The 23973-nt window shown below is 50.7% G+C and carries 26 protein-coding genes; 18 read left to right on the forward strand and 8 right to left on the reverse strand.

Translation table 11 applies throughout. From position 1 onward, the window contains the following. Positions 1-210: 210 nt before the first annotated feature. The gene (locus tag FDX09_RS21875; protein WP_137347889.1) at positions 211-900 is read left to right on the forward strand and encodes an EAL domain-containing protein; all 690 of its coding nucleotides are present in this window, start codon (positions 211-213) and stop codon (positions 898-900) included. Positions 901-940: 40 nt separating this feature from the next. On the opposite strand, the gene sapF is transcribed toward FDX09_RS21875, so the two are convergent. From sapF to FDX09_RS21905, 6 genes are all read right to left on the reverse strand, one after another. After that, positions 941-1747 (reverse strand): peptide ABC transporter ATP-binding protein SapF, encoded by an 807-nt coding sequence (sapF, locus tag FDX09_RS21880; RefSeq protein WP_038640937.1) that lies wholly within the window; start codon positions 1745-1747, stop codon positions 941-943. 1 nt (position 1748) lies between these two features. Further along, positions 1749-2741, reverse strand: a complete 993-nt coding sequence (gene sapD / locus FDX09_RS21885) for a peptide ABC transporter ATP-binding protein SapD (RefSeq protein ID WP_003020556.1) — start codon at positions 2739-2741, stop codon at positions 1749-1751. After that, on the reverse strand, positions 2741-3631 hold the full coding sequence (gene sapC, locus FDX09_RS21890; protein WP_016156640.1) for a peptide ABC transporter permease SapC: 891 nt from the start codon (positions 3629-3631) through the stop codon (positions 2741-2743). The genes sapD and sapC overlap by 1 nt, the downstream gene beginning before the upstream one ends. Then, a complete protein-coding gene (gene sapB / locus FDX09_RS21895; protein WP_121529117.1) occupies positions 3618-4583 on the reverse strand; it encodes a peptide ABC transporter permease SapB in 966 nt (321 codons plus the stop codon). The genes sapC and sapB overlap by 14 nt, the downstream gene beginning before the upstream one ends. Then, positions 4580-6223: an ABC transporter substrate-binding protein SapA gene (gene sapA / locus FDX09_RS21900; RefSeq protein ID WP_038640931.1), complete on the reverse strand. Its 1644-nt coding sequence runs from the start codon at positions 6221-6223 to the stop codon at positions 4580-4582. The genes sapB and sapA overlap by 4 nt, the downstream gene beginning before the upstream one ends. A 329-nt stretch (positions 6224-6552) precedes the next feature. Next, complete coding sequence (locus tag FDX09_RS21905) at positions 6553-6945, reverse strand: YdeI family stress tolerance OB fold protein (protein WP_087856130.1); 393 nt, start codon at positions 6943-6945, stop codon at positions 6553-6555. 131 nt (positions 6946-7076) lie between these two features. Between FDX09_RS21905 and FDX09_RS21910 the strand changes: the two genes are divergently transcribed. The 4 genes from FDX09_RS21910 (at position 7077) to FDX09_RS21925 (ending at position 9647) form a co-directional block, all read left to right on the forward strand. Next, positions 7077-7580 carry a hypothetical protein gene (locus tag FDX09_RS21910; RefSeq protein ID WP_137347853.1) on the forward strand — a complete coding sequence of 168 codons (504 nt, stop codon included), beginning with the start codon at positions 7077-7079 and terminating at the stop codon, positions 7578-7580. Between the two features lie 9 nt (positions 7581-7589). Then, entirely contained in the window at positions 7590-8036 is a 447-nt protein-coding gene (locus tag FDX09_RS21915; protein ID WP_038640925.1) for a YetF domain-containing protein, read from the forward strand. Positions 8037-8046: 10 nt separating this feature from the next. Then, on the forward strand, positions 8047-8562 hold the full coding sequence (locus FDX09_RS21920; RefSeq protein WP_233638400.1) for a 2-oxo-tetronate isomerase: 516 nt from the start codon (positions 8047-8049) through the stop codon (positions 8560-8562). A gap of 176 nt (positions 8563-8738) precedes the next feature. Further along, positions 8739-9647, forward strand: coding sequence for an SDR family oxidoreductase (locus tag FDX09_RS21925; protein ID WP_087856133.1), 909 nt, complete (start codon positions 8739-8741; stop codon positions 9645-9647). 95 nt (positions 9648-9742) lie between these two features. Here FDX09_RS21925 and FDX09_RS21930 read toward each other — a convergent pair whose 3' ends face one another. Both FDX09_RS21930 and pspF read right to left on the reverse strand, forming a co-directional pair. Next, the gene (locus tag FDX09_RS21930) at positions 9743-10387 is read right to left on the reverse strand and encodes a quinolone resistance pentapeptide repeat protein QnrB12 (RefSeq protein ID WP_038640920.1); all 645 of its coding nucleotides are present in this window, start codon (positions 10385-10387) and stop codon (positions 9743-9745) included. 82 nt (positions 10388-10469) lie between these two features. Beyond that, positions 10470-11471: a phage shock protein operon transcriptional activator gene (gene pspF / locus FDX09_RS21935; protein ID WP_170973264.1), complete on the reverse strand. Its 1002-nt coding sequence runs from the start codon at positions 11469-11471 to the stop codon at positions 10470-10472. Positions 11472-11626: 155 nt separating this feature from the next. Here pspF and pspA point away from each other — a divergent pair, with 155 nt between their 5' ends. The 13 genes from pspA (at position 11627) to pgmB (ending at position 23972) form a co-directional block, all read left to right on the forward strand. Continuing rightward, complete coding sequence (gene pspA / locus FDX09_RS21940; RefSeq protein ID WP_137347855.1) at positions 11627-12295, forward strand: phage shock protein PspA; 669 nt, start codon at positions 11627-11629, stop codon at positions 12293-12295. 54 nt (positions 12296-12349) lie between these two features. Next, positions 12350-12574, forward strand: a complete 225-nt coding sequence (gene pspB / locus FDX09_RS21945; protein WP_038640917.1) for an envelope stress response membrane protein PspB — start codon at positions 12350-12352, stop codon at positions 12572-12574. Next, the gene (gene pspC / locus FDX09_RS21950; RefSeq protein ID WP_004193243.1) at positions 12574-12933 is read left to right on the forward strand and encodes an envelope stress response membrane protein PspC; all 360 of its coding nucleotides are present in this window, start codon (positions 12574-12576) and stop codon (positions 12931-12933) included. Before pspB ends, pspC begins: the two co-directional genes overlap by 1 nt. An 8-nt stretch (positions 12934-12941) precedes the next feature. Next, entirely contained in the window at positions 12942-13172 is a 231-nt protein-coding gene (gene pspD, locus FDX09_RS21955; RefSeq protein ID WP_038640914.1) for a phage shock protein PspD, read from the forward strand. A gap of 191 nt (positions 13173-13363) precedes the next feature. After that, positions 13364-15046, forward strand: coding sequence for a sugar phosphorylase (locus FDX09_RS21960; protein ID WP_170973265.1), 1683 nt, complete (start codon positions 13364-13366; stop codon positions 15044-15046). Positions 15047-15059: 13 nt separating this feature from the next. Further along, positions 15060-16352, forward strand: coding sequence for an ABC transporter substrate-binding protein (locus FDX09_RS21965; RefSeq protein ID WP_137347857.1), 1293 nt, complete (start codon positions 15060-15062; stop codon positions 16350-16352). 20 nt (positions 16353-16372) lie between these two features. Then, positions 16373-17254 carry a sugar ABC transporter permease gene (locus FDX09_RS21970; protein WP_038643191.1) on the forward strand — a complete coding sequence of 294 codons (882 nt, stop codon included), beginning with the start codon at positions 16373-16375 and terminating at the stop codon, positions 17252-17254. Beyond that, positions 17241-18083: a carbohydrate ABC transporter permease gene (locus FDX09_RS21975; RefSeq protein WP_038640909.1), complete on the forward strand. Its 843-nt coding sequence runs from the start codon at positions 17241-17243 to the stop codon at positions 18081-18083. The genes FDX09_RS21970 and FDX09_RS21975 overlap by 14 nt, the downstream gene beginning before the upstream one ends. A 27-nt stretch (positions 18084-18110) precedes the next feature. Beyond that, on the forward strand, positions 18111-19163 hold the full coding sequence (locus FDX09_RS21980; RefSeq protein ID WP_069324992.1) for a zinc-binding alcohol dehydrogenase: 1053 nt from the start codon (positions 18111-18113) through the stop codon (positions 19161-19163). A gap of 16 nt (positions 19164-19179) precedes the next feature. Continuing rightward, a complete protein-coding gene (locus FDX09_RS21985) occupies positions 19180-19968 on the forward strand; it encodes a sugar phosphate isomerase/epimerase (protein ID WP_137347858.1) in 789 nt (262 codons plus the stop codon). Between the two features lie 10 nt (positions 19969-19978). Next, positions 19979-21034, forward strand: a complete 1056-nt coding sequence (locus FDX09_RS21990; RefSeq protein ID WP_038640903.1) for a Gfo/Idh/MocA family oxidoreductase — start codon at positions 19979-19981, stop codon at positions 21032-21034. Beyond that, positions 21031-23307, forward strand: coding sequence for a glycoside hydrolase family 65 protein (locus FDX09_RS21995; protein WP_137347859.1), 2277 nt, complete (start codon positions 21031-21033; stop codon positions 23305-23307). Before FDX09_RS21990 ends, FDX09_RS21995 begins: the two co-directional genes overlap by 4 nt. Then, positions 23304-23972 carry a beta-phosphoglucomutase gene (gene pgmB / locus FDX09_RS22000; protein WP_038640899.1) on the forward strand — a complete coding sequence of 223 codons (669 nt, stop codon included), beginning with the start codon at positions 23304-23306 and terminating at the stop codon, positions 23970-23972. The genes FDX09_RS21995 and pgmB overlap by 4 nt, the downstream gene beginning before the upstream one ends. The last annotated feature ends 1 nt before the right edge of the window (position 23973 follow it).

Raw genomic sequence — 23973 nt, forward strand, 5'->3', positions numbered from 1 at the left:
TAAAGGCGCTAAAATGGTATTATTAAGGCGCTAGCTGATGTTAATAAACATAGCAAGGTAGGAACTTTCTTAAAACAAAAAACATGCATATATTCAGATTGTTATGATATATTGTTTTTATCGATCAATATCGATACATTGATCGATATTATTGATTGATTGTGATTAAAAGTGCATTATCAGGAAGTTATGATCAATTGGAGTGGTCTTATGCACTATCATTTCATCGCGGAACCGATGAGAGACACAACAAATAAGTTGCTGGGCGTGGAGATGATCGCCCGGTTTGCTGCAGATACGGTTCGCCCATTGCATGCAGATTTCGTCGTTTCAGCGTGGAATAGCGAACAAAAGCGTAATTTCATGCTCAAGCAAATTCAGTTAATTGCCGAAAAGCGTGATTGGTTTGAGAGCAACAATCTGCTCTGTACCCTTCATCTCATTGATGAAATGGCGCTTCTGGCGATTGGTGATCCGGTCATCAAGTCGGCACTGCACGAAATGCCCTTTATTGCCCTGGAACTGTCAGAGCGTTTTCTGTCGAGTACGATTTGCCTGAATAATCTGCTGATTAATTCACTCTGTGACGGCCCAAACGCGCTATGGCTGGGCGATCTCGGCTCCGGTAACGTCGGGGCAAGTCCGCTGGTTTGCGGTCATTTTGACGTGGTTAAATTGGATCGCGGTTTCTTCCTTGAACAGGTAGAAAAGCCGATGTTCCCGGTGCTTATCAAAAACATCCGGGAATATTGCGATCGCGTTGCGGTGGAGGGGGTCGAAACATTACGACTTATCGATGACGTCAGCGTGGCAGGTGTCTGGGCGATACAGGGGAGCGTTTTTCCCTCAGTCGTTTTTAACGAGGTTGAGACACTGCTTTTACCCGGTGTTGGTCACTGATGGCGCACTTGCCCTCCGGTTTCGGAGGGCAGCGGCTTTGTTAGCGATCTTTCCGCCAGGCGTCGGCGGTGAGCGCCTCGCCAAAATGCCCTGCAATCAGACGACGAGTCAGCTCATGCAGCGGGGAGGCCAGAACATCCGCGGTACTGCCACGCTCAACAACTTCACCCTGATGCATGACTAATACTTGATCGCTAATGTGCTTCATCATGCCGATATGTTGAGTCACATAGATATACGAAATCCCCTGTTTTTCCTGTAATTCCAGCATCAAATTGATGAGCTGCGAACGCATCGACATGTCCAGAGAGGCAAGGGCCTCGTCGGCGATAATCACTTTAGGTCGTAAAATAAGCGCGCGGGCAAGCCCCAGACGCTGTTTTTGTCCCGGCGCCAACATATGCGGGTAATAGCTCACATGGTCAGGTAACAGTCCAACCATGCGCATCGTTTCTATAATCTGTTTGCGACGCTGTTCAGGTTCCAGGTCGGTGTTCAGACGCAGCGGGAAATCAAGGATTTGTGAAATACGCTGACGAGGGTTAAGCGATGTTGACGGATCCTGAAAAATCATACGGATACGCTGACTACGGAATGAATAATCACCATACTGGAGCGGATGATCGTCAATCAGCAGTTCACCGCTGGTGGGTTCAATCATGCCAGCTAACATCTTTGCCAGCGTGGACTTACCGGAACCATTCTCACCAATGACCGCGAGTGTCTGACGTTCGCGCAGGGTAAAGCTGAGTGGCTTAACGGCCTCAACGGTCTGGCGGCGAAATAAACCCGTCCGGTAGCGAAAGGTTTTGCTCAGATTGCGAACTTCGAGCAGGGTTTCTACCATCTCACTCTCTCTCCATGTTCAGCGGGAAATGACAGGCGTAGAGATGATTCTTTGCTCCGGTCAGTCGTGGGGTTTCAATACATTCACGCTGAGCATAAGGGCAGCGCGGCCCCAGACGGCAGCCGATGGGTAATTGTTCCAGCAATGGAATCGCTCCTGGCATGGTATTCAGACGACTTTTATGCGGCATCGCGCTACCAAAATCAGGAATGGCGCGGATCAACGCTTGCGTATAAGGATGATGTGGAATCGTCACCAGATCTTTACTGGGCGCCGTTTCCACCGTTTGTCCGCAATACATTACGTTGATTTTGTCCGCCCACTGGCTGAGCATTTGCAGGTCATGGCTGATCAACAAAATGGTAGTATTACTGTTTTGGTTCAGCCGGGTCAGCAGGCGAAATATTTGCGCCTGGGTCGTTGGCTCCATCGCGTTCGTCGGTTCATCGGCAATCAGCAAGCGCGGCTGATTCGCCAGTGCAATAGCGATCATTACCTTCTGACACTCGCCGTCAGTCAGTTCATACGGGAAGCTGCGCATGGCATCTTTATGATCTTTTATCCCGACGCGGTGCAAAAGCTCAATCGCCCGGCGTTTGCGCCAGCCGATGCGCTGCCACCAGCGCCCCTTATAGGTCCAGGCTGGAATATTTTGCATCAGCTGTCGTCCAATACGCTCGGACGGGTCAAGACACGATTGCGGTTCCTGAAAGATCATGGAAACGTTATGACCGACCAGCTTGCGTCGTTCACGCGCGGAAAGGCGCAGGAGATCGATGTCATCAAAGCGCATACGGTCTGCGGTTACGCGCCAGTTATCCTTGGCGACGCCGCAAATAGCCTTGGCGATCAGGCTCTTGCCGGAGCCGGACTCGCCGACCAGTCCGCGGATTTCCCCTTCATTGAGGGTCATGCTGACACGGTCAACCGCTTTTACCCAGTCGTCGCCGGTTCTGAATTCAATGGTCAGGTTGCGGATATCGAGTAATGGCATTATTCCACCCCCGCAATAATTGCGCGGCGCACGCCATCACCCAGCAGGTTAACCAGCAGCACGCTTATCATGATCGCCGCGCCTGGCAGCATTACTGTCCACGGTGCGACATAAATCAGCTCCAGCGCGTCGCCGAGCATGGCTCCCCATTCCGGTGATGGCAACTGCGCGCCAAGGTCGAGAAAACCCAGCGCGGCGATATCCAGGATCGCCATCGACAGCGCACGGGTGATTTCAGTGATAAGCCCGGCGGTAATATTGGGCAGAACGGCGAACCACAGAATATTGAGCGTGGTTGCGCCATCAAGGCGAGCGGCAATAACATACTCTTTTTCCAGCTCGTCATGCACCATGCTGTAGACGGAGCGAACCATCCGCGGCAGCAGCGCCAGCCAGACGGCAAACATCGCGTGAGTCAGATGCGGACCGGCAAAAGCCACCACAATAATCGCCAGCAACAGTGAAGGGATCGACAGCAGGGTGTCCAGAATGTGATTGAGCACCGCGGAACGCAAACCGTGCGTTGCTCCGGCAACCACCCCCAGTAACAAGCCACACAGCGTGGCGGCGAGAGTTACGACAAACGCACCGCCCACGGTTGGGGCCGCACCGCTGAGCAGGCGACTTAAAACATCACGCCCCAGGTCATCAGTCCCGAGGAAGAAAGAGACTTCGCCATAGCGCGACCATGACGGCGGTAAAAGCTGATAGCCGAGAAACTGCTGGTCGATGCCGTAAGGCGCGAACCAACCACCAAAAATACACAGAATCGCCAGTCCCGCACAGCCATACAGGCCGATCATTGCGGTTGCATCGCCGTAAAAATTGCGCCATGCGGTGCGCAGCGTACCAGGCGGGCGCTTTTCGCTGTAGACGCTATCGTAAGGCATACCATTCCTTATGTTTCAGAGGGTTAGCCATAGCACCCAAAATATCAGAGATGACGTTAACGATGATAACCAGTGAGCCTATCACCATCACACCCGCCGAAATCGCCGCGTAATCCTGCTGGCGAATCGCGTTAATCAGCCAACGGCCAAGACCTGGCCAGCTAAAGACCATCTCGGTGATCATCGCCAGCGTCAGCATGGTGGAAAACTGTAACCCCAGGCGCGGGATAACCGGTGGGAGAGCGTTGTGCAGTACGTGACGACGTAAAATCGTTAACCGTGACAAACCACGAGTAGCCGCCGCTTTAACATAGTTTTGATCAAAGACCTCAATGGTGCTGATACGCATCAAACGAATAACTTCCGTCGTCGGTGCAACGGAGAGCGTTAACACCGGAAGCACCATATGGCGGATCGCACTGACCAGCATTTCATCGCGCCAGGGCGAGTCGGAGAACCAGGCGTCGATAATGGCAAATCCGGTAACGGGCTTCACTTCGTAGAGCAGATCAAAACGCCCGGAAACGGGCAGCCAGCCGAGGGTCAGTGAGAAGAGCAACGTCAGCAGCAGCGCCAGCCAAAAAACCGGAATAGAAAAGCCCATCAGAGCCAATGCGCTGATGCAACGATCCTGCCATTTATTACGTGTTATGCCCGCTAACATGCCTATCGGGATCCCGACCATCAGTGCAAAACCAAAGGCCAGAATGCACAGCTCCATCGTCGCCGGAAACACTTCTTTGAGTTGTTCTGAGATTAACTGGCCGTTAATACTGGACACACCAAAATCCCAGTGAATCAGGCCATTGAACCAGAATACCCAGGCGTTCCACAGCGATGCGCCCTGTAACGGCGCATGAGGTGTGAAGTAACTCAGGCTGAACCCAATAAAAGTCAGGAAGAACAGGGTGACCAGCAGTAATAAAAAACGGCGCAGGGTGAAGATAATCATGGTTTTTTCACCTCGTCAGCCTTTTCCCTGGAAACCCCGGCAAAAGAAGCGTTGCCGAACGGACTGAGCACCAACCCTTTGATGTCATAGCGATAAGCCTGCAAACGAAGCGAAGAGGCCAGCGGCAGGATCGGCAACTCGCGCGCAAGAATATTTTGCGCTTCGTCGTAGGCATCAATTCGCGAGGAGAGTTGTTGCGAAGAGAGGGCTTTGCGCAAAATGCTGTCAAACTCCGGATTGCACCAGTGGGCAAAGTTGGTCTGTGAGTTAATGGCGGCACAACTGAGCATCGGTCGGAAAAAGCTGTCAGGATCGTTACTGTCAGTTGCCCAGCCGGACAACGTCAGATCATGGTTCATATCCATTAATCGCGCCTCCTGAAAACGACCTTCTACCGGGATGATCTTCACTTTCACACCCACCTGAGCCATATCAGCCTGAATCAGCTCTGCGGTTTTCAGCGGGCTTGGGTTCCAGGCCTGAGAACTGGTGGGGACCCAAAGTTGTAACGTCAGATTTTCCAACCCCAGCGCTTTTAACTGCTCGCGCGATTTTGCCGGGTTGTACTCAGTAATTTTAGCTTCGTTGTCATAAGCCCACGAGGCGCGAGGCAAAATAGATGCCGCGGTTTCCGCCGTACCGTAGTAAATAGATTGCATTAACCGTTGGTTGTTAATGGCAAGCGCTAGCGCATGTCGTACGGCAGGGTTGTTCAACGGCGGTTTATCCGTGTTGAACGCCAGATAGGCGATATTCATCCCAGGACGCAACGTCAAACGCAGTCGAGGATCATCACGCAATATGCTGAGCTGGCTGGCAGCCGGCCAGGCCAGCACGTCGCACTCGCCGGTCAGTAATTTCGATAAACGGCCGGTTCCGCCAGAGCCGAGATCCACCACGACTTGGGGCATCAAGGGGGTACCTCGCCAGAATTTTTCATGCCGTTGCAGGCGAATATATTGGCCTGCACGATTTTCTGAAAGTTGGTACGGACCTGTGCCGACGGGCTGTCGGTCAAGTAATTCCTGGCGATCTTGTTTGGCTAATTTGGCGGCATATTCTGCCGACATCACCGAGGCATAATGTGTGGCAAGGTGCCACAAGAAGGAGGCGTCGGGTTGATTTAAGCGAAATTCAACGGTGTTGTTGTCCAGCTTGCGCACGCTTTGGACGTTATCGGCGAACTGCAGGCTGTCAAAATAGGGAAAACTGCTGCCATTGATATTGTGCCACGGATGTTGGCGATCAAAGATGCGCTCGAAGGTAAATACCACATCGTCCGCATTCAGTTTGCGGGTGGGCGTGAACCAGGCTGTCTTTTGAAACGGAACATCACGACGTAAATGGAAGCGGTAGGTTGCGCCGTTATCCAATACTTCCCAGCTTTCAGCCAGTTCTGGCACCAGACGATAAGTATAGGGATCGACATCAAGCAGTCGGTCATACAATTGGGCCGCTAATGTGTCTACGATGAGACCGCTGCTCGCTTTTTGCGGATTGAACGTATTGACCTGCCCGCTGACGCAATAGACAAAGCCACTGTCACGAATATCAGCGTACGAGGCCTGCTCAGGCGCAGCTGCAGCCTGACCACTCAGAAGTCCAGCCATCACGATCAGAGATGATAAAACCAGGCGCATAATTTTAAAGGGTTATATATAAAGAAGCTATCTTACTAATACTTAATGACATTTGCCATTACCGTTTGTGTTTGGGGGCTGCAGGGTTGATAACCGCGAATTCAACATCGCCAGTTGGTCAAAATTCATACTTGCTATCCACTTTGCATATCCTCTATTAGTTATCTTAGCATTTTCATGGCACCTCTGACTCGCTTAAACGCCGGATTCAATGGCGGGAGGTGTCTGACGGGAAAAATGAGTCTGTTGTGTGGGAGGAATGTCTGCGGAATCAGAGGAAAATAAACAAGAATGAGGCGGGAAGAGTGAATATCTTCCCGTATGTCGAATTACTTCTGGATTTTATTAACGCGTACCACCGGCGGTTGCATTTTAGCGTCAAGGCTACCGTTAATCCTGATCATTTGATCGGGTTTTACCGTTCGGCCATCAAAGACGGCAAGCGGAATAAGCGTATTGATCGTGCCGGTTTTGTCACGGAAGATAAACTTATCTCCTCCTTGATCCTCAATGAGATTACCCCGTAAAGAGATAGTCGCTCCGTCATGCATAGTTTTAGCTTGTTGGACGGTCATGATTCTTGCATCTTCAGTGCCGCGATATCCTTCATCCAGTGCGTGGGCAGGTGGCGGGGCGGTATCTTTTTTCAATCCACCATTATCATCGGCAAACGCTGATGGCAATAAAAAACAACACAGTAAGGGGGCGAAAGATATTTTCATAGAGCCTCCATAGAAATTGATTTGACTTATTAAGTTTGGTTGCTATTTATTAATCTGGCGAGTGGGATAAGTCTCAAATGATAATTTTTCAATAAAACAAAGGATTGGTGTGATATAAGCGAGGCGGTGAAATGAACAGAGAGAAAGCCCATTTGCAAGGAGTGAAAGAGAGTCAGCGTTTTCTGAATTTTGAATCAGGCTTTCACAAGATTGGTTTTATCTGTTTGCTCTGCATTGTTTTACTTGCTACGGCGGGAGCGTTTTCCGGCGGATATTTAAGTGAGGTAACGAGAAAAAACACCTTAAAGACAACAGAGTTACAATTCGAAAAACTTGGTCGTTTGCAAACGGAATTTCAATTTAAAATCTCGGCACAGAAGCATGATTCTGTGAACATGACGTTGCGCATTGGCGGCGATTTCAACAAGTTTTATGAGATGGAAAATATTTGGCCGCAGCCAGACAGCATGTACAGCAAGGGTAATGATCTTTACCTTGTCTACAATGATTCTGAAGCAACGCAGGATTTTACTGTCTGGCTGCAGGTTACGCCCGTGAAGCCAGGAAGTGTAATGAGTTTTCTCCAGCTAAATGGCGAATCTGAAATCCGCTTCAGGCAATTTATTTATCCTTAGGAGGTGGGTATGGAGATGGTCTTCCGGGCATTAGCCATTTACCTTATTTTGCTGGTGGTTTTCAAAATAGCCGGTCGCCGGGCATTGTTACAAATGACCAGCTTCGATCTGATTTTATTACTGATTATCAGTGAAGCAACTCAGCAAGCCTTATTGGGTAATGATTTTTCGCTAACCGGCGCCATGATCACGATTGTCACACTGGTTACTATTGATATTCTGTTTGGTTTTATTAAGAAAAAGGTAGGTGGGGCAGAATCTGTACTGGATGGCTCTCCGGTTATCCTGCTTGATCATGGGATCCCTTTATTGGATAAAATGAAGAAAGTGGATGTTTCTCTTGACGATATATTAGTCGCAGCACGACAAAATCAGGGGATTACCGAATCCAGTAAAATCAAGTATGCCATTCTGGAACGTAACGGACATATTTCTGTCATTCCTGAAGAGAATTAGCGAGGCGGTAATGAACACGGAGTACAATGACGCAAAAACACGCAATGAACTGACGAAACGGGTTGCAAAAACGCTTATTGATCGCGGTTTAACGTTGACTACCGCAGAATCTTGTACAGGAGGAAACTTGGCCGCCGCGCTTTGTGCACAGGCGGATACCGCAGAATTTTATGATATCGGCGTTATAACCTTTAGCGATCGCGCCAAGCAGAAAATGCTCGGCGTGCGGGCCAGTACGCTGGAGAAATATAGCGCCGTTAGTGAGCAAACGGTCAGTGAGATGTCTGCAGGGATACGTGAGCAAGCCGAAACCGACATCAGCATAGCCATTAGCGGATATGCGGGGCCGGAGGGTGGGGAGGATGGTACTCCCGCAGGAACGGTGTGGTTTGCGTGGAATTTCCGCGGGCGGATAATAACAAAACGGGAATATTTTTCCGGGGATTGCCAGGACGTTATAGAAAAGGCGGTACGTTTTAGCCTGGCGGTATTGGTTGAAGAAGTTTCAGCCTGGAAGAACAAATAAATAAACCAGGACTTATCCGAGTAAATATCTCAACGCAATGTGAAGTTATCATCGTAAGGACCAGGTTAATATTTGGCAAAAATTAAGTTGTGGGTAAATTATAAAGGTCATGTCATTCATTTTGTTCTACGCTTATTAGTCTTTGCGATGAATGATGACTCATGAGAGGTGATTGAATGACTGACCTAAATAAAGGAAAACAGACCACCAATAAAACTAATTCAGAACGTTTTCCGCAGCCGCCTTTTCCACATCAAAAACAACCTTTTCCGGGTCTGGCTGGAAAAATGCAACCGCGTCCCGATCATGGCGAAGAAAGCTATCAGGGAAGCGGCAGGTTAAATGGTCGCAAGGTATTAATTACCGGAGGTGACTCAGGTATTGGGCGTGCTGTTGCCATTGCTTATGCCCGCGAAGGCGCCGATGTCGCGATTAATTATTTACCTGAAGAAGAGGACGATGCGCGTGAGGTTGTCGAATTGATAAAAAAAGCAGGGAGAAAAGTCGCGGCGATTCCCGGTGATATTCGTGACGAAACTTTCTGTAACCATCTGGTAAAACAGGCGGTAGAAGCGCTGGGAGGGTTGGATATTCTGGTGAATAACGCCGGTCGTCAGCAATTTTGCGAATCGATCGAAGACCTCACCACAGAAGAGTTTGATGCGACATTCAAGACCAATGTCTACGCCATGTTTTGGATCACCAAAGCGGCTGTTCCTCATTTCTCACGAGACAGCGTGATTATTAACACCTCGTCGGTACAGGCTTATGAGCCAAGTGAGATCCTGCTTGATTATGCTCAGACCAAGGCGGCGATAGTGGCATTTACTAAATCGCTGGCAAAGCAACTGGCCCCCAAAGGGATCCGTGTGAATGCTGTCGCGCCTGGACCGTACTGGACGGTATTGCAGTGTTGCGGCGGCCAACCACAGGAAAAAATTGAGAAATTTGGCGCAAATGCGCCGCTCGGTCGGCCAGGCCAACCGGTAGAAATTGCCCCTCTGTATGTCACTTTAGCGGCTGAAGAGAACAGCTATACATCCGGTCAGGTATGGTGTTCTGACGGGGGGACCGGAACTCTCTGACGTCTATGTTCGCTGAGTCGAAACGTCCGCGGGGAAAAGCCAGCGCGGACAATATTGTTTAAGGGCAGGGGGCGGCAGGCACCGCTCCCTGAATATTAACCAATGACAGCGATGCCAAGACGTTCCAGGATCAACGATGCCTGGTAGCTGTCCAGTTTGACGCCTTGCAAATCAACACCCCGGACATCGAGATCGCCCAGTTCTGAATTGGTCAAATCACAGTGCGTAAAGTTTGCGGCCCGCCAGTCGAACGACGAAAACTCACCGCCGGAAAGATCTGAACCACTGAACGTCGCCCCCAGTACCTGAGTTCCCATCCAACGGTTTTCCCACAGCTCGCACTTTTCCAGTACGACTTTTGAAAAGTTGGCGTAGCTTAAGTTGGTATTGGTGATATAGGCGCTACAAAACCAGGTGCGTGTGGTAATCATATTCATAAAGCTTGCGCCGCGAAAATCTGAACCTTGTGCGCGGCAGTGGCGAATTTCGATTCCCAGCGCGCTCACATTCCTGAAATCCGCCATGGAGAGATCACAACTTTTGAAAATGGCATCTTTCAGGATAGCGCGACTAAAATTACACCCTTTCTGGCTTTCTCGGTCATAGAACTGGCAGCCAATAAACTCAGTGCCGCTGAGGTCGGCACCCGAAAAATCACAGTTGAAAAATGTGCTATTTTCAACTTTCGCACCAGTGAATCTGTTTCTGTCAATTTTTTCGCCAACTAACGCCAGAGTCATCATGATTAACCTGTTTTTTTATACAGTGATTGCATCATGGTAAACTGTTTTAACCCTCGCGTCCAACGTCTGCCCCTGTACGCTAAATTTGGTGTTTCTTGAGTAACGCACGGAGCTGATGGTAGGTCAGACCTAATAATTCAGCGGCTTTTTTCTGATTAAATTTCGCCTGCTGTAAGCTGCTTTGCAAAAATTCCTTCTCCTGCTGCTGTTGGAATTCACGCAGATCCAGCGGTAAGGTTACGGATGCAGGTCTGGTTTCCTGCGCCTGCGCCTGCGCCTGCGGCGGTGTGGTGTGACGCCTGAACGGGTCAATCACAATCTCATTCAGCGGGTAATCGCTGGTCCCGTGTCGGTAAACCGAACGCTCCACGACGTTTTTCAGCTCACGAATATTGCCCGGCCAACGGTAGTGGAGGAGCGTTTCTTTGGCCTCGTCGGTGAACCCTGGAAACAACGGTAACCCGATCTCACGGCACATCTGAATGGCAAAATGTTCAGCCATTAGCATGATATCGCTTTGACGTTCGCGTAACGGTGGGAGTTGCACCACATCAAAAGCCAGACGATCCAGCAGGTCCGCGCGGAACGTGCCTTCACTTACCATGCGCGGCAGGTCGGCATTGGTTGCGCAAACCAGTCGTACGTTGACCTGCAACGGCTGGCTACCGCCGACGCGTTCCAGTTCTCCGTACTCAATAACGCGCAGCAGTTTTTCCTGTACCAGCATCGGGGCGGTCGCCAGTTCATCAAGAAATAGCGTGCCGCCATCGGCGCGCTCGAAACGACCCGGATGACGTTTCTGCGCGCCAGTAAAGGCGCCAGCTTCGTGACCAAAAAGTTCGGAATCGAGTAAATTTTCGTTTAGCGCCGCGCAGTTAAGTGAAATAAACGGGCCTTGCCAGCGGGTGGAGAGATAGTGCAGGCGGTTGGCGATAAGCTCTTTCCCCGTACCGCGTTCCCCAATGACCAGCACAGGTTTATCCAGCGGCGCGAGATGAGAAACCTGCTCCAGAACTTCAATAAAGCTGTTCGCTTCGCCCAGAAGATTATCTTTGTATCCTGCCATGATGAAATTCACCATTTGTTAGTGTTATTCACCAATTTACCCTATTTATCCCGGCAGGTAAAATTGGATATTTTCAAGTAATTCAAGAGATTAAAAAGTTGGCATGCGAAGTGCATTAGAACAGTAGCAGGGCATTGCCCGATATCAGAACAGTAAGTGAGGATTACATTATGGGTATTTTTTCTCGTTTTGCCGACATCGTGAACGCCAACATTAATGCGTTGCTGGAAAAGGCTGAAGATCCGCAGAAGCTGGTGCGGTTGATGATCCAGGAAATGGAAGACACGCTGGTTGAAGTGCGCTCAAACTCCGCACGCGCGCTGGCAGAAAAGAAACAGTTATCGCGTCGTATCGAACAGGCCAGCGCCCAACAGGCAGAGTGGCAGGAAAAAGCAGAGCTGGCGCTGCGCAAAGAGAAAGAAGATTTGGCGCGTTCTGCGTTAATCGAAAAACAGAAACTGACTGACCTGATTGCCTCCCTGGAGCATGAGGTAACGCTGGTTGACGATACGCTGGCGCGCATGAAAAAAGAGATTGGTGAACTGGAAAACAAACTTAGTGAAACCCGTGCTCGTCAGCAGGCGTTGATGCTGCGCCATCAGGCGGCAAACTCTTCCCGTGATGTTCGTCGTCAACTGGACAGCGGCAAACTGGATGAAGCGATGGCGCGCTTTGAATCTTTTGAGCGCCGAATCGATCAAATGGAAGCTGAAGCTGAAAGCCATAACTTCGGTAAGCAGAAGTCTTTGGATCAGCAATTTGCTGACCTGAAAGCAGATGATGAAATCAGCGAGCAGTTGGCGCAATTGAAAGCCAAAATGCAGCAAGACAAGCAATAATAATATCTGGCGGTGCCCGAACGCGCCGCCGCTCATCACCTGTAAGGAGTACTCATGAGCGCGCTATTTCTGGCCATCCCGTTAACCATCTTTGTGCTGTTCGTCTTACCGATTTGGCTCTGGCTGCATTACAGCAATCGTTCCAGTCGCGGCGAGCTGGCGCAAAGTGAACAACAGCGTCTGGCTGAACTTAACCAGGACGCACAGCGGATGCGTGAGCGCATTCAAGCGCTGGAAGACATCCTTGATGCTGAACATCCAAACTGGAGGGACCGCTAATGGGGGGCGTTAATCTGAACAAAAAACTGTGGCGTATACCGCAGCAGGGCATGGTGAAAGGGGTTTGCGCGGGTATTGCGCATTATCTCGATGTTCCTGTGAAACTGGTGCGGATCCTGGTGGTGCTGTCCATCTTTTTTGGTCTGGCCTTTTTCACCTTTGTCGCCTACATCGTACTGACGTTTGTGTTGGATCCGATGCCGGACAACGTGGTTTCCGGAGAACAGCAGCCATCAAGCGGTGAGCTGTTGGATGCTGTCGATCGTGAGCTGGCTGCAAGTGAAAAGCGTTTGCGTGAGATGGAGCGTTATGTGACATCTGATACCTTCACATTACGCAGCCGCTTCCGCCAATTGTGAGGTTAAAAATGAATAATCGCTGGCAACGTGCCGGGCAAAAGGTAAAGCCAGGCTTTAAAATAGCAGGTAAGCTGGTGCTGCTGACTGCGCTGCGCTATGGCCCGGCTGGAGTAGCAGGGTGGGCGGTGAAGTCCGTGGCCCGACGTCCGCTAAAAATGTTGCTGGCGTTAGTACTTGAACCTTTGTTGAGCCGGGCAGCGACAAAATTGTCGAAACGCTATTCAGGTAATCAACCCTGATATCCGAAACAACAAAAGCAAGCAACAATTAATCAACATTCCCTCAGTTAATTTGCGGCAGCTCACAAATACGATTTTTTGGCTGCCAAAATTCTTTTTTACCCCCCCTCCAGGCCACCTCAGCTGATTGACAGCTTATTTCCGGCAGAGTAGTCTCTTGCGTCATGGGACCGCTACCACGAGAAATGAAGGTGAACCAAAAAATCCAAAAATGTCTGAGTGAAGTCTATGGCGACACATTTTCTTCACTTCACTATGAAGCGCTGGTTGCGCGTTTAGAAAAATCACAAAAATTAATTAAAAAAAACCGTAAAGCGCATTGGGATGAGGGTGATGTCGTTCTGATCACCTACGCCGATCAATTTTACTCGGAAGATAAAAAAGCGCTGCCAACGTTTAATCAGTTTTATAATGAATGGCTTAAGTCGACATTTTCTCATGTGCATCTGTTGCCATTTTATCCGTGGTCATCGGATGATGGTTTTTCAGTAATTAATTACTATCAGGTTGCCGAAGAAACCGGTGACTGGAATGATATTAAGCAATTAGCTGAATCCAGTCGACTGATGTTTGATTTTGTTTGTAACCATATGTCAGCTAAAAGCGAATGGTTTAATAACTATTTGCAACAACTTGACGGTTATGAAGAATTCTTTATTGCGATGGATCCTGATACGGACCTGAGCAACGTCACGCGCCCACGTGCATTACCGTTACTGACCCCGTTTACGCTGAAAGATAATACTGTGCGTCATCTCTGGACGACGTTCAGCGACGACCAGATCGATCTCAACTATGCCAATCCATTGGTATTACTGGCGATGGTCGATGTACTGCTGAGTTACCTGGAGCAGGGTGCTGATTATGTCCGCCTGGATGCGGTTGGTTTTATGTGGAAAGAGCCAGGGACAACCTGTATTCACCTGGAAAAAACGCATCAGCTTATCAAACTGTTCCGCGCTATTGCTGACTGCGCGGCACCTGGTACGGCGATTATTACTGAAACGAACGTTCCGCATAAGGATAACATTTCCTATTACGGTAATGGCCGCGATGAGGCGCACATGGTGTACCAGTTCTCGCTGCCGCCGCTGGTGCTGCATGCGGTGCAACGCCAGGATACAACGACATTGTGTCAGTGGGCGCAATCACTGGAACTGCCATCGACTGAGACCACATGGTTTAATTTCCTCGCATCGCATGACGGAATTGGCCTCAACCCGTTACGGGGCCTGTTACCTGAAGATGAAATCATGCGACTGGTGACGGAATTACAACAGGAAGGCGCCCTGGTTAACTGGAAGAATAATCCTGATGGTAGCCGAAGCCCGTATGAAATTAACGTAACCTATATGGATGCGTTAACGCCGGGTAATAGCAGTGATGCTGAAAGATTTTCCCGCTTTATACTTGCCCATGCCATTTTGCTGAGTTTTCCTGGTGTGCCAGCGATTTATATTCAAAGTATCCTCGGATCGCGCAATGACTATGAAGGTGTGGAAAAACTGGGTTATAACCGGGCGATCAACCGTAAAAAATATCATATAAGACAAATAGAAACGGAACTGGCCGATGAAACTTGTTTGCGTCACGCCATTTACCATGAGTTATCCCGATTAATTGTTCTGCGGCGTAATAACAAAGCATTTCATCCTGATAGTGATTTTAAGATTAACAGTGTTACACCGGCCGTTATGCAAATTAAACGTACGGCAGAAACAGGCGAAGAAATTACTGGTTTATTTAATATCAGCGCTCAGACACAAACCATTAATATTGATATTGAAAATGGATTTGATTTGATTAGCGAAGAAAGTATTTCGGGTAAGGAATTAACGTTACACGCCTGGCAGGTTATGTGGATTAAGAAATAAAAAGGAACATTCCATGCTTAAAGCTAAAATTGTGCTGATTTCAGCACTGGTGTCCTGCGCCCTGGTTTCCGGGTGTAAGGATGATAAAAAATCCTCTGTCGCGATTGAATTTATGCACTCTTCTGTAGAACAGGAGCGGCAGGCGGTTATTGCCAAACTGATTGAGCGCTTTGAAAAAGAGAACCCCGGTATCAGCGTCAAACAGGTTCCTGTTGAAGAGGATGCTTACAACACCAAAGTGATTACCCTCGCACGTAGCGGTTCACTTCCTGAAGTCATTGAAACCAGCCATGACTACGCGAAAGTCATGGACAAAGAATCGCTTATCGATCGCAAAGCGGTGGCGCAGGTCATCAACAGTGTGGGTGAAGACGCGTTTTATGATGGCGTACTGCGTATTGTGCGTACCGAAGATGGCTCTGCATGGACCGGGGTACCGGTTAGCGCCTGGATTGGCGGGGTCTGGTATCGCAAAGATGCACTGGCAAAAGCAGGGCTGGAAGAGCCGAAAGACTGGCAGCAACTGCTCGAAGTGGCGCAGAAGTTAAACGATCCGGGCAGTAAAAAATATGGTATTGCGCTACCTACGGCGGAAAGCGTATTGACCGAACAGTCCTTCTCTCAGTTCGCGCTCTCTAACCAGGCTAACGTTTTCGATGCGCAGGGAAAGATCACGCTCGACACGCCGGAGATGGCCCAGGCGTTGCAGTATTACCGCCAGCTTGCGATGAATACCATGCCGGGATCTAACAACATCATGGAGGTCAAAGACGCTTTCATGAACGGCACTGCGCCGATGGCTATTTATTCCACCTATATCCTCCCGGCGGTGATTAAGGAGGGGGATCCTAAAAATGTTGGCTTTATGGTTCCGACGGAAAAAACGTCTGCCGTCTACGGCATGTTGACATCGCTGACCATAACCGCAGGTCAAAAAACCGAAGAGACAGAAGCCGCAGAAAAATTTGTCACCTTTATGGAGCAGGCCGACAACATTGCTGACTGGGTGATGATGTCCCCTGGCGCTGCGCTCCCGGTCAATAAAGCAGTGGTGAATACCGCAACGTGGAAAGATAACCCCGTTATTAAAGCACTGGGTGAATTACCCGATCAACTGATTGCCGAACTGCCGAATATTCAGGTGTTTGGCGCAGTCGGCGATAAGAACTTTACCCGCATGGGCGACGTTACGGGTTCCGGTGTCATAAGCACCATGGTGCACAACGTCACGGTAGGAAAAGCCGATCTTTCAACGACGATGAAGGCAAGCCAGACCAAACTGGATGACCTTGTTGAACAGCGCTAATGGGGAAATGGAAAGCCGTGATGAATAAGTTCTTCTCAGGTCGATCGGATATGCCATTTGCCATGCTGCTGCTGGCGCCCAGCTTGCTCTTGCTGGGTGGTTTAGTCGCATGGCCGATGATATCTAACATCGAAATCAGCTTTATGCGTCTGCCGCTTAATCCACAAATTGAGTCAACATTTGTCGGCTTGAGCAACTATATCCGTATCTTAACCGATCCCGGATTCTGGCATTCGCTGTGGATGACGGTCTGGTATACCGCGCTGGTTGTTGCCGGGAGCACGGTGCTGGGACTGGGAGTGGCGATGTTTTTTAACCGTGAGTTTCGTCTGCGGAAAACGGCGCGCTCGCTGGTGATCCTCTCTTACGTAACGCCATCAATTTCGCTGGTGTTTGCCTGGAAATACATGTTCAACAACGGCTACGGCATTGTGAACTACCTCGGCGTGGATCTGCTGCATCTGTACGATCAGGCGCCGCTGTGGTTCGACAATCCCGGCAGCAGCTTCGCACTGGTTGTACTTTTCGCCATCTGGCGCTACTTCCCGTATGCCTTTATCTCATTTCTGGCGATTTTGCAGACTATTGATAAATCGTTGTATGAGGCGGCGGAAATGGATGGCGCGAACGCCTGGCAACGGTTTCGTATCGTCACGCTGCCAGCGATCATGCCGGTGCTGGCGACCGTAGTCACGCTGCGTACGATCTGGATGTTCTATATGTTCGCCGATGTTTATCTGCTGACCACCAAAGTCGATATTCTCGGGGTCTATCTCTATAAAACGGCGTTTGCATTCAATGACCTGGGTAAAGCGGCTGCTATTTCTGTCGTCCTCTTCGTCATCATTTTCGCTGTTATCCTGCTGACCAGAAAACGGGTGAACCTCAATGGCAACAAATAAGCGCACGCTTGGCCGCATCGGCTTTTACTGTGGATTAATTGTCTTCCTCGGTATCACGTTATTTCCGTTTTTTGTGATGCTGATGACCTCATTTAAAAGCGCAAAAGAGGCGATTTCGCTGCATCCCACGCTGTTACCTCAGCAATGGACGCTGGAACATTACATCGACATTTTCAACCCGATGATCTTCCCGTTTGTTGACTACTTCCGTAATAGCCTGGTGGTATCGGTCTCGTCATCTGTGGTGGCGGTGTTTCTCGGCGTCCTCGGAGCGTATGCGCTTTCCCGCCTGCGTTTTAAGGGACGGATGACCATCAACGCCAGCTTTTACACGGTGTACATGTTCTCGGGGATTTTGCTGGTGGTGCCGTTGTTCAAAATCATTACGGCCCTCGGCATTTATGACACCGAAATGGCGTTGATTATCACCATGGTGACCCAAACGCTGCCGACAGCCGTGTTCATGTTGAAAAGCTACTTCGACACCATTCCGGATGAGATAGAAGAAGCCGCGATGATGGATGGATTAAATCGTCTGCAAATTATCTTTCGCATCACCGTGCCGTTGGCCATGTCTGGTCTGGTTTCGGTCTTTGTGTACTGCTTTATGGTCGCGTGGAATGACTATCTGTTTGCCTCGATTTTCCTCTCCAGCGCCAGCAATTTTACCTTACCGGTCGGTCTGAACGCGCTGTTCAGTACGCCTGACTATATCTGGGGACGCATGATGGCCGCATCGTTGGTCACCGCATTGCCGGTGGTCATTATGTATGCGCTTTCCGAACGTTTTATTAAGAGTGGTTTGACCGCAGGCGGCGTGAAAGGCTAAGCGGCCAGTTTAATTAAGGAGTTGTAAATGAAGAAGTTAGTTGCCACCGAACCGCGTGTTGCAGCGCTGGTGGAATATGAAGACAGAGCGGTATCCGCCAATGAAGTGAAAGTCCGCGTACGTTTTGGCGCACCCAAACATGGCACTGAAGTAGTCGATTTCCGCGCTGCCAGTCCGTTTATTGATGAAGATTTTAACGGCGAATGGCAAATGTTTATGCCGCGTCCGGAAGGGGCGCCGCGCGGAATCGAGTTCGGTAAGTTCCAGCTTGGCAACATGGTTGTGGGCGATGTCATTGAGTGTGGTAGCGATGTGACCGATTACGCTGTCGGCGACTCTGTCTGCGGATATGGTCCACTGGCAGAAACGGTCATCTTTAATGCCGTGAACAACTACAAACTGCGCAAAATGCCGGAAGGCAGTTCGTGGAAAAATGCCGTGTGCTATGACCCTGCACAGTTCGCTATGAGCGGTGTGCGTGATGCCAATGTGCGCGTCGGTGACTTTGTGGTCATCGTCGGGTTAGGGGCAATTGGCCAGATCGCCGTGCAACTGGCTAAGAAAGCGGGAGCGTCAGTGGTGATTGGCGTGGATCCGATTGCCCATCGTTGTGATATCGCGCGTCGCCATGGGGCTGATTTCTGTCTGGACCCGATTGGCACTGACGTGGGCATGGAAATTAAAAAGCTGACCGGCAAACAGGGCGCGGATGTGATCATCGAAACCAGCGGCTATGCGGATGCGCTGCAATCAGCGTTACGCGGTCTGGCCTACGGGGGCACCATCTCCTATGTCGCCTTCGCAAAACCTTTTGCAGAAGGGTTCAACCTGGGCCGTGAAGCGCATTTCAACAACGCCAAAATTGTCTTCTCCCGCGCCTGCAGTGAACCAAATCCAGATTATCCACGCTGGAATCGCAAGCGCATTGAGGAGACCTGCTGGGAACTGTTGATGAACGGTTATCTGAACTGTGAAGAGCTTATCGACCCGGTAGTTACCTTCGCCAGCAGCCCGGAAAGCTATATGCAGTATGTCGATCGCCATCCGGAACAAAGCATCAAAATGGGCGTGACGTTTTAATTAAGGAATGCAGAAAATGAAAATCGGAACACAGAATCAGGCTTTTTTCCCGGAAAATATTCTCGAGAAATTCCGTTACATCAAAGAGATGGGTTTTGATGGTTTTGAAATTGACGGCAAATTGCTGGTCAACAATCTTGAGGAAGTGAAAGCGGCGATCAAAGAAACAGGTCTGCCCGTGACCACCGCCTGCGGGGGCTATGACGGTTGGATCGGTGATTTTATCGAAGAACGTCGTTTGAATGGTTTACAGCAGATCACCCGCATTCTTGAAGCGCTGGCCGAAGTCGGCGGGCAAGGGATTATTGTCCCTGCCGCCTGGGGCATGTTTACCTTCCGCCTACCGCCGATGACCTCTCCGCGTAGCCTGGAAGGCGATCGCAAAGCCGTCAGTGATTCATTGATTTATCTCGATAAAGTCGCTGAACGTACGGGCACGGTGGTGTATCTCGAGCCGCTCAATCGCTATCAGGATCATATGATCAACACCCTGGCGGATGCTCGCCGCTATATCGCGGAAAACAACCTGAAGCATGTGCAAATCATTGGTGATTTTTACCACATGAATATCGAAGAAGACGATATGGCGCAGGCGCTGCACGATAATCGCGATCTGCTGGGTCACGTGCATATTGCGGATAACCATCGTTATCAGCCGGGGAGCGGTACGCTGGATTTCTCTGCGCTGTTTGACCAACTGCGGGAAGATAATTATCAGGGTTACGTAGTGTATGAAGGACGGGTACGGGCGGAGAACCTGCCGGAAGCATACCGTCAGTCGCTGGCCTGGCTGCGTACCTGCTAAGAGGATTTCCGTGAAAAGTGCACTGACAAGCGCTCCGCTACGTGTCGCCATTATCGGCGCCGGGCAGGTAGCGGATAAAGTTCATGCTTCGTACTACTGCACCCGCAACGATCTGGAACTGGTGGCTGTCTGTGACAGCCGCCTGTCACAGGCGCAGGTGCTGGCAGAGAAATACGGTAATCCGCAGGTTTGGGACGATCCGCAGACGATGTTACGCGAAGCAAAGCCAGATATCGTCAGCATCTGTTCGCCCAATCGTTTTCATTATGAACACACCATGTTGGCGCTGAACGCTGGCTGTCATGTGATGTGCGAAAAGCCCCCGGCCATGACGCCAGACGAGGCGCTGGAGATGTGTAAAACGGCGCGGCGGATGGGAAAAGTACTGGCATATGATTTTCACCATCGTTTCGCACTGGATACCCAGTTGCTTCGCGAACAGGTGATGGCAGGCGCGCTGGGCGAAATCTATGTCACTAATGTCCGCGCTTTGCGTCGCTGCGGCGTACCCGGCTGGGGTGTTTTTACCAACAAGGAACTGCAGGGCGGTGGGCCGCTGATTGATATCGGTATCCATATGCTTGATGCCGCGATGTATGTGTTGGGCTTCCCGGCGGTAAAGCGTGTTAACGCGCACAGCTATCAGCGTATTGGCACACGTAAGAGCAGCGGCCAGTTCGGGGCATGGGATCCCGCGACGTACACCGTTGAGGATTCTCTGTTCGGCACGATCGAATTTCATAACGGCGGGATCCTGCGTCTTGAGACCTCTTTCGCGCTGAATATTCCTGAACAATCGATTATGAACGTCAATTTCTGCGGCGATCTTGCCGGGGCGACCTTATTTCCGGCGCGGGTCTATACCGATCGTGACGGGACGCTGGACGTGCTGTTCCAGCGCGAAATAGCCGATGACAATCGTCATTTTCGCAGCATGGAGGCCTTCGTGAATCACGTTCAGGGCGAGCCTGTCGCTATTGCGGACGCAGAGCAGGGCGTCGTTATTCAACAACTGGTTGCCGCACTGTATGAATCGGCTGAAACAGGAACATATGTAGACTTATGACGAAGCCAGTAATGCTAACCGAACCGGCTTTTTGCCCACACAGCCTCAACAAATATGCGTCGCTGATGACGCTTGGCAACGGCTATATGGGGATTCGCGCCAGCCACGAAGAAGCCTACACCTTACAAACTCGCGGCATGTATCTGGCGGGACTGTATCACCGGGCGGGGAAAGGTGAAATTAATGAACTGGTTAATCTGCCTGATGTGGTGGGCGTGGAGATCGCGCTTAATGGTGAGATTTTCTCGCTAACCAGCGGTGTGATTGAGCGCTGGCATCGTGAACTGGATTTTGCCAGCGGAGAATTACGCCGTACCCTGGTCTGGCGAGCGCCCGGCGGCGCACGTTTCGCTATTGAGAGCCGGCGGTTTGTCTCGGCGCAAAAACTGCCGCTGTTTGCTATGGAAGTTGCCGTTACCCCGCTGGATGGTGATGCGAGCATTGGCATCTCAACCGGGATTGATGCCACGATCACCAATCATGGACGTCAGCATCTGGATGAAACGCAGGTCCGGGTATTTGGTCAGCATCTGCTGCAAGGCATTTACACCACCCAGGACAATCGCAACGATATCGCGATCGCGACGTTTTGCGACGTAGACGGTGCGGCGCAGCGCTGCTTCACCGCCAAAGAACGTCGGTTGTTACAACACAATAGCGTGCAGGCGAAAACCGGACAACGCGTTACGCTGACGAAAATTAGCTGGATAGACTGGGCGAGCGAGCGCAGCCTGTCGCTGGAAACCTGGGCACGCCAGTCGCTACGTAATCTGGAAGCGTGCGCCCAGCAGGGATACGATGCGCTGCTGGCGGAGTCGACCGCTAACTGGCATGCCTGGTGGCAAAGCCGTCGCGTTCAGGTCACCAGTAATGATATGAGCGATCAGCGAGCGCTGGATTATGCGCTCTATCATTTGCGTGTAATGACGCCAGATCACGATGAGCGCAGCAGTATTGCGGCGAAAGGTCTGACAGGCGAAGGGTATAAAGGTCACGTTTTCTGGGATACCGAGGTCTTTCTGTTACCGTTCCATCTCTTCACCGAGCCGAAAACAGCAAGAAGTTTATTACGTTACCGCTGGCATAATTTGTCGGGCGCGCGTGAGAAAGCCCGCCGCAACGGTTGGCAGGGGGCGCTGTTTCCCTGGGAGAGCGCGCGCAGCGGTGAGGAGGAGACGCCTGAATTCGCGGCGATCAACATCCGTACCGGGCTGCGGCAGAAAGTGGCCTCCGCACAAGCTGAACATCATCTCGTGGCGGATATAGCCTGGGCGGTGATCAATTACTGGCATGCCACCGGGGATATGAACTTTATGTCCCGTGAAGGTATAACGCTGCTTCTGGAAACAGCGAAGTTCTGGATCAGCAGAGCCGTCATGGTTAATGACCGTTTAGAGATCCACAATGTAATTGGCCCGGATGAATACACAGAGCATGTGAACAACAATGCGTTCACCAACTACATGGCCTGGTACAACGTGGAGCAGGCGCTCGGTTTTGCGCGTCGCCTGGGCTGTAGCGATGAGACCTTTATTCACCGTGCTGAGCATTTTTTACGCCATCTGTGGCGACCGGAAGCGTTGTCCGATGGTGTGTTACCTCAGGACGACACCTTCCTGAGCAAACCGGTTATCGATCTGTCCAGTTACAAAGCGAAAGCGGGCAAGCAGACGATTTTGCTCGATTACTCCCGCGCAGAGGTCAATGAGATGCAAATTCTCAAACAGGCCGATGTGGTGATGCTGACCTATATGCTGCCGGAGCAATTCAACCCGCAAACCTGTCTGGTGAACCTGCGGTTTTACGAGCCGCGCACCATTCATGACTCGTCTTTGAGTAAGGCTATCCATGGGATTGTGGCTGCGCGTTGTGGTGATTCAGTGCAGGGGTATCGCTTCTGGCGTGAAGGATCGCTTATCGATCTCGGAGACGATCCACATAGCTGTGATGACGGTATCCACGCTGCGGCGACGGGGGCCATCTGGCTGGGCGCAATTCAGGGATTTGCTGGCGTGAATGTTCGCCACGGGGAGTTACATCTTGCCCCTGCATTGCCTGACCATTGGCAAACTCTCTCTTTCCCACTGCGTTGGCAGGGCGTTGATATGCAGGTCACTATCAATAAAGCAGAAATCCGCATTAGCAGCACTGAGCGTATTACCTTGTGGGTTAATGGCGAAAAGATCGCCGTCCAGGGGGCGTCAGCGATTACCTATGACGGTATTATTACGTCTATTTATGGGACCGCTACCACAAAAAGGGACGATGAATGATACTCAAACCACAGGCCATCATTTTTGATTTGGATGGCGTGATTACCGATACCGCGCATCTGCATTTCCTGGCGTGGCGGCAGGTAGCCGACGAAATAGGGATTGCGATCGACGAAGCATTTAATGACAGCCTGAAAGGGATTAGTCGTGGCGAGTCACTGCAGCGTATTTTGCACCACGGCGGAAAGGCGGGGGAGTTTACTCCCGAGACTTGCGCACAATTGGCTGAGAGAAAAAATCGTCTGTATGTCCATTCTTTGCGCCAGTTAACGGTTAACTCGGTATTGCCGGGGATTCGCGAACTGTTAATGACATTACGGGAAGAGCGGATTCCGGTGGGGCTAGCCTCAGTGTCGCTCAATGCGCCCACTATTTTACAGGCGCTTGATCTTAGCGCTTGTTTTGACTTTTGTGCGGATGCGGCGCTGATTACCCGTTCGAAACCGGATCCGGAGATTTTTCTGGCTGCCTGTGCGGGTCTTGGCGTTGACCCGCAGCAGTGCATTGGCATAGAAGATGCTCAAGCAGGCGTGGATGCGATCAACGCCTGCGGCATGCGCTCTGTTGGCATCGGTACGGGGCTGAACGGGGCAAACTTGCAGCTCCCTTCAACCGAATTTCTGACGTGGCCGTGCTTATCGGCTTTCTGGCAACACGACAAGTAAA

Source organism: Citrobacter sp. wls717 (assembly GCF_005280955.1).
Lineage (GTDB): Bacteria > Pseudomonadota > Gammaproteobacteria > Enterobacterales > Enterobacteriaceae > Citrobacter > Citrobacter werkmanii.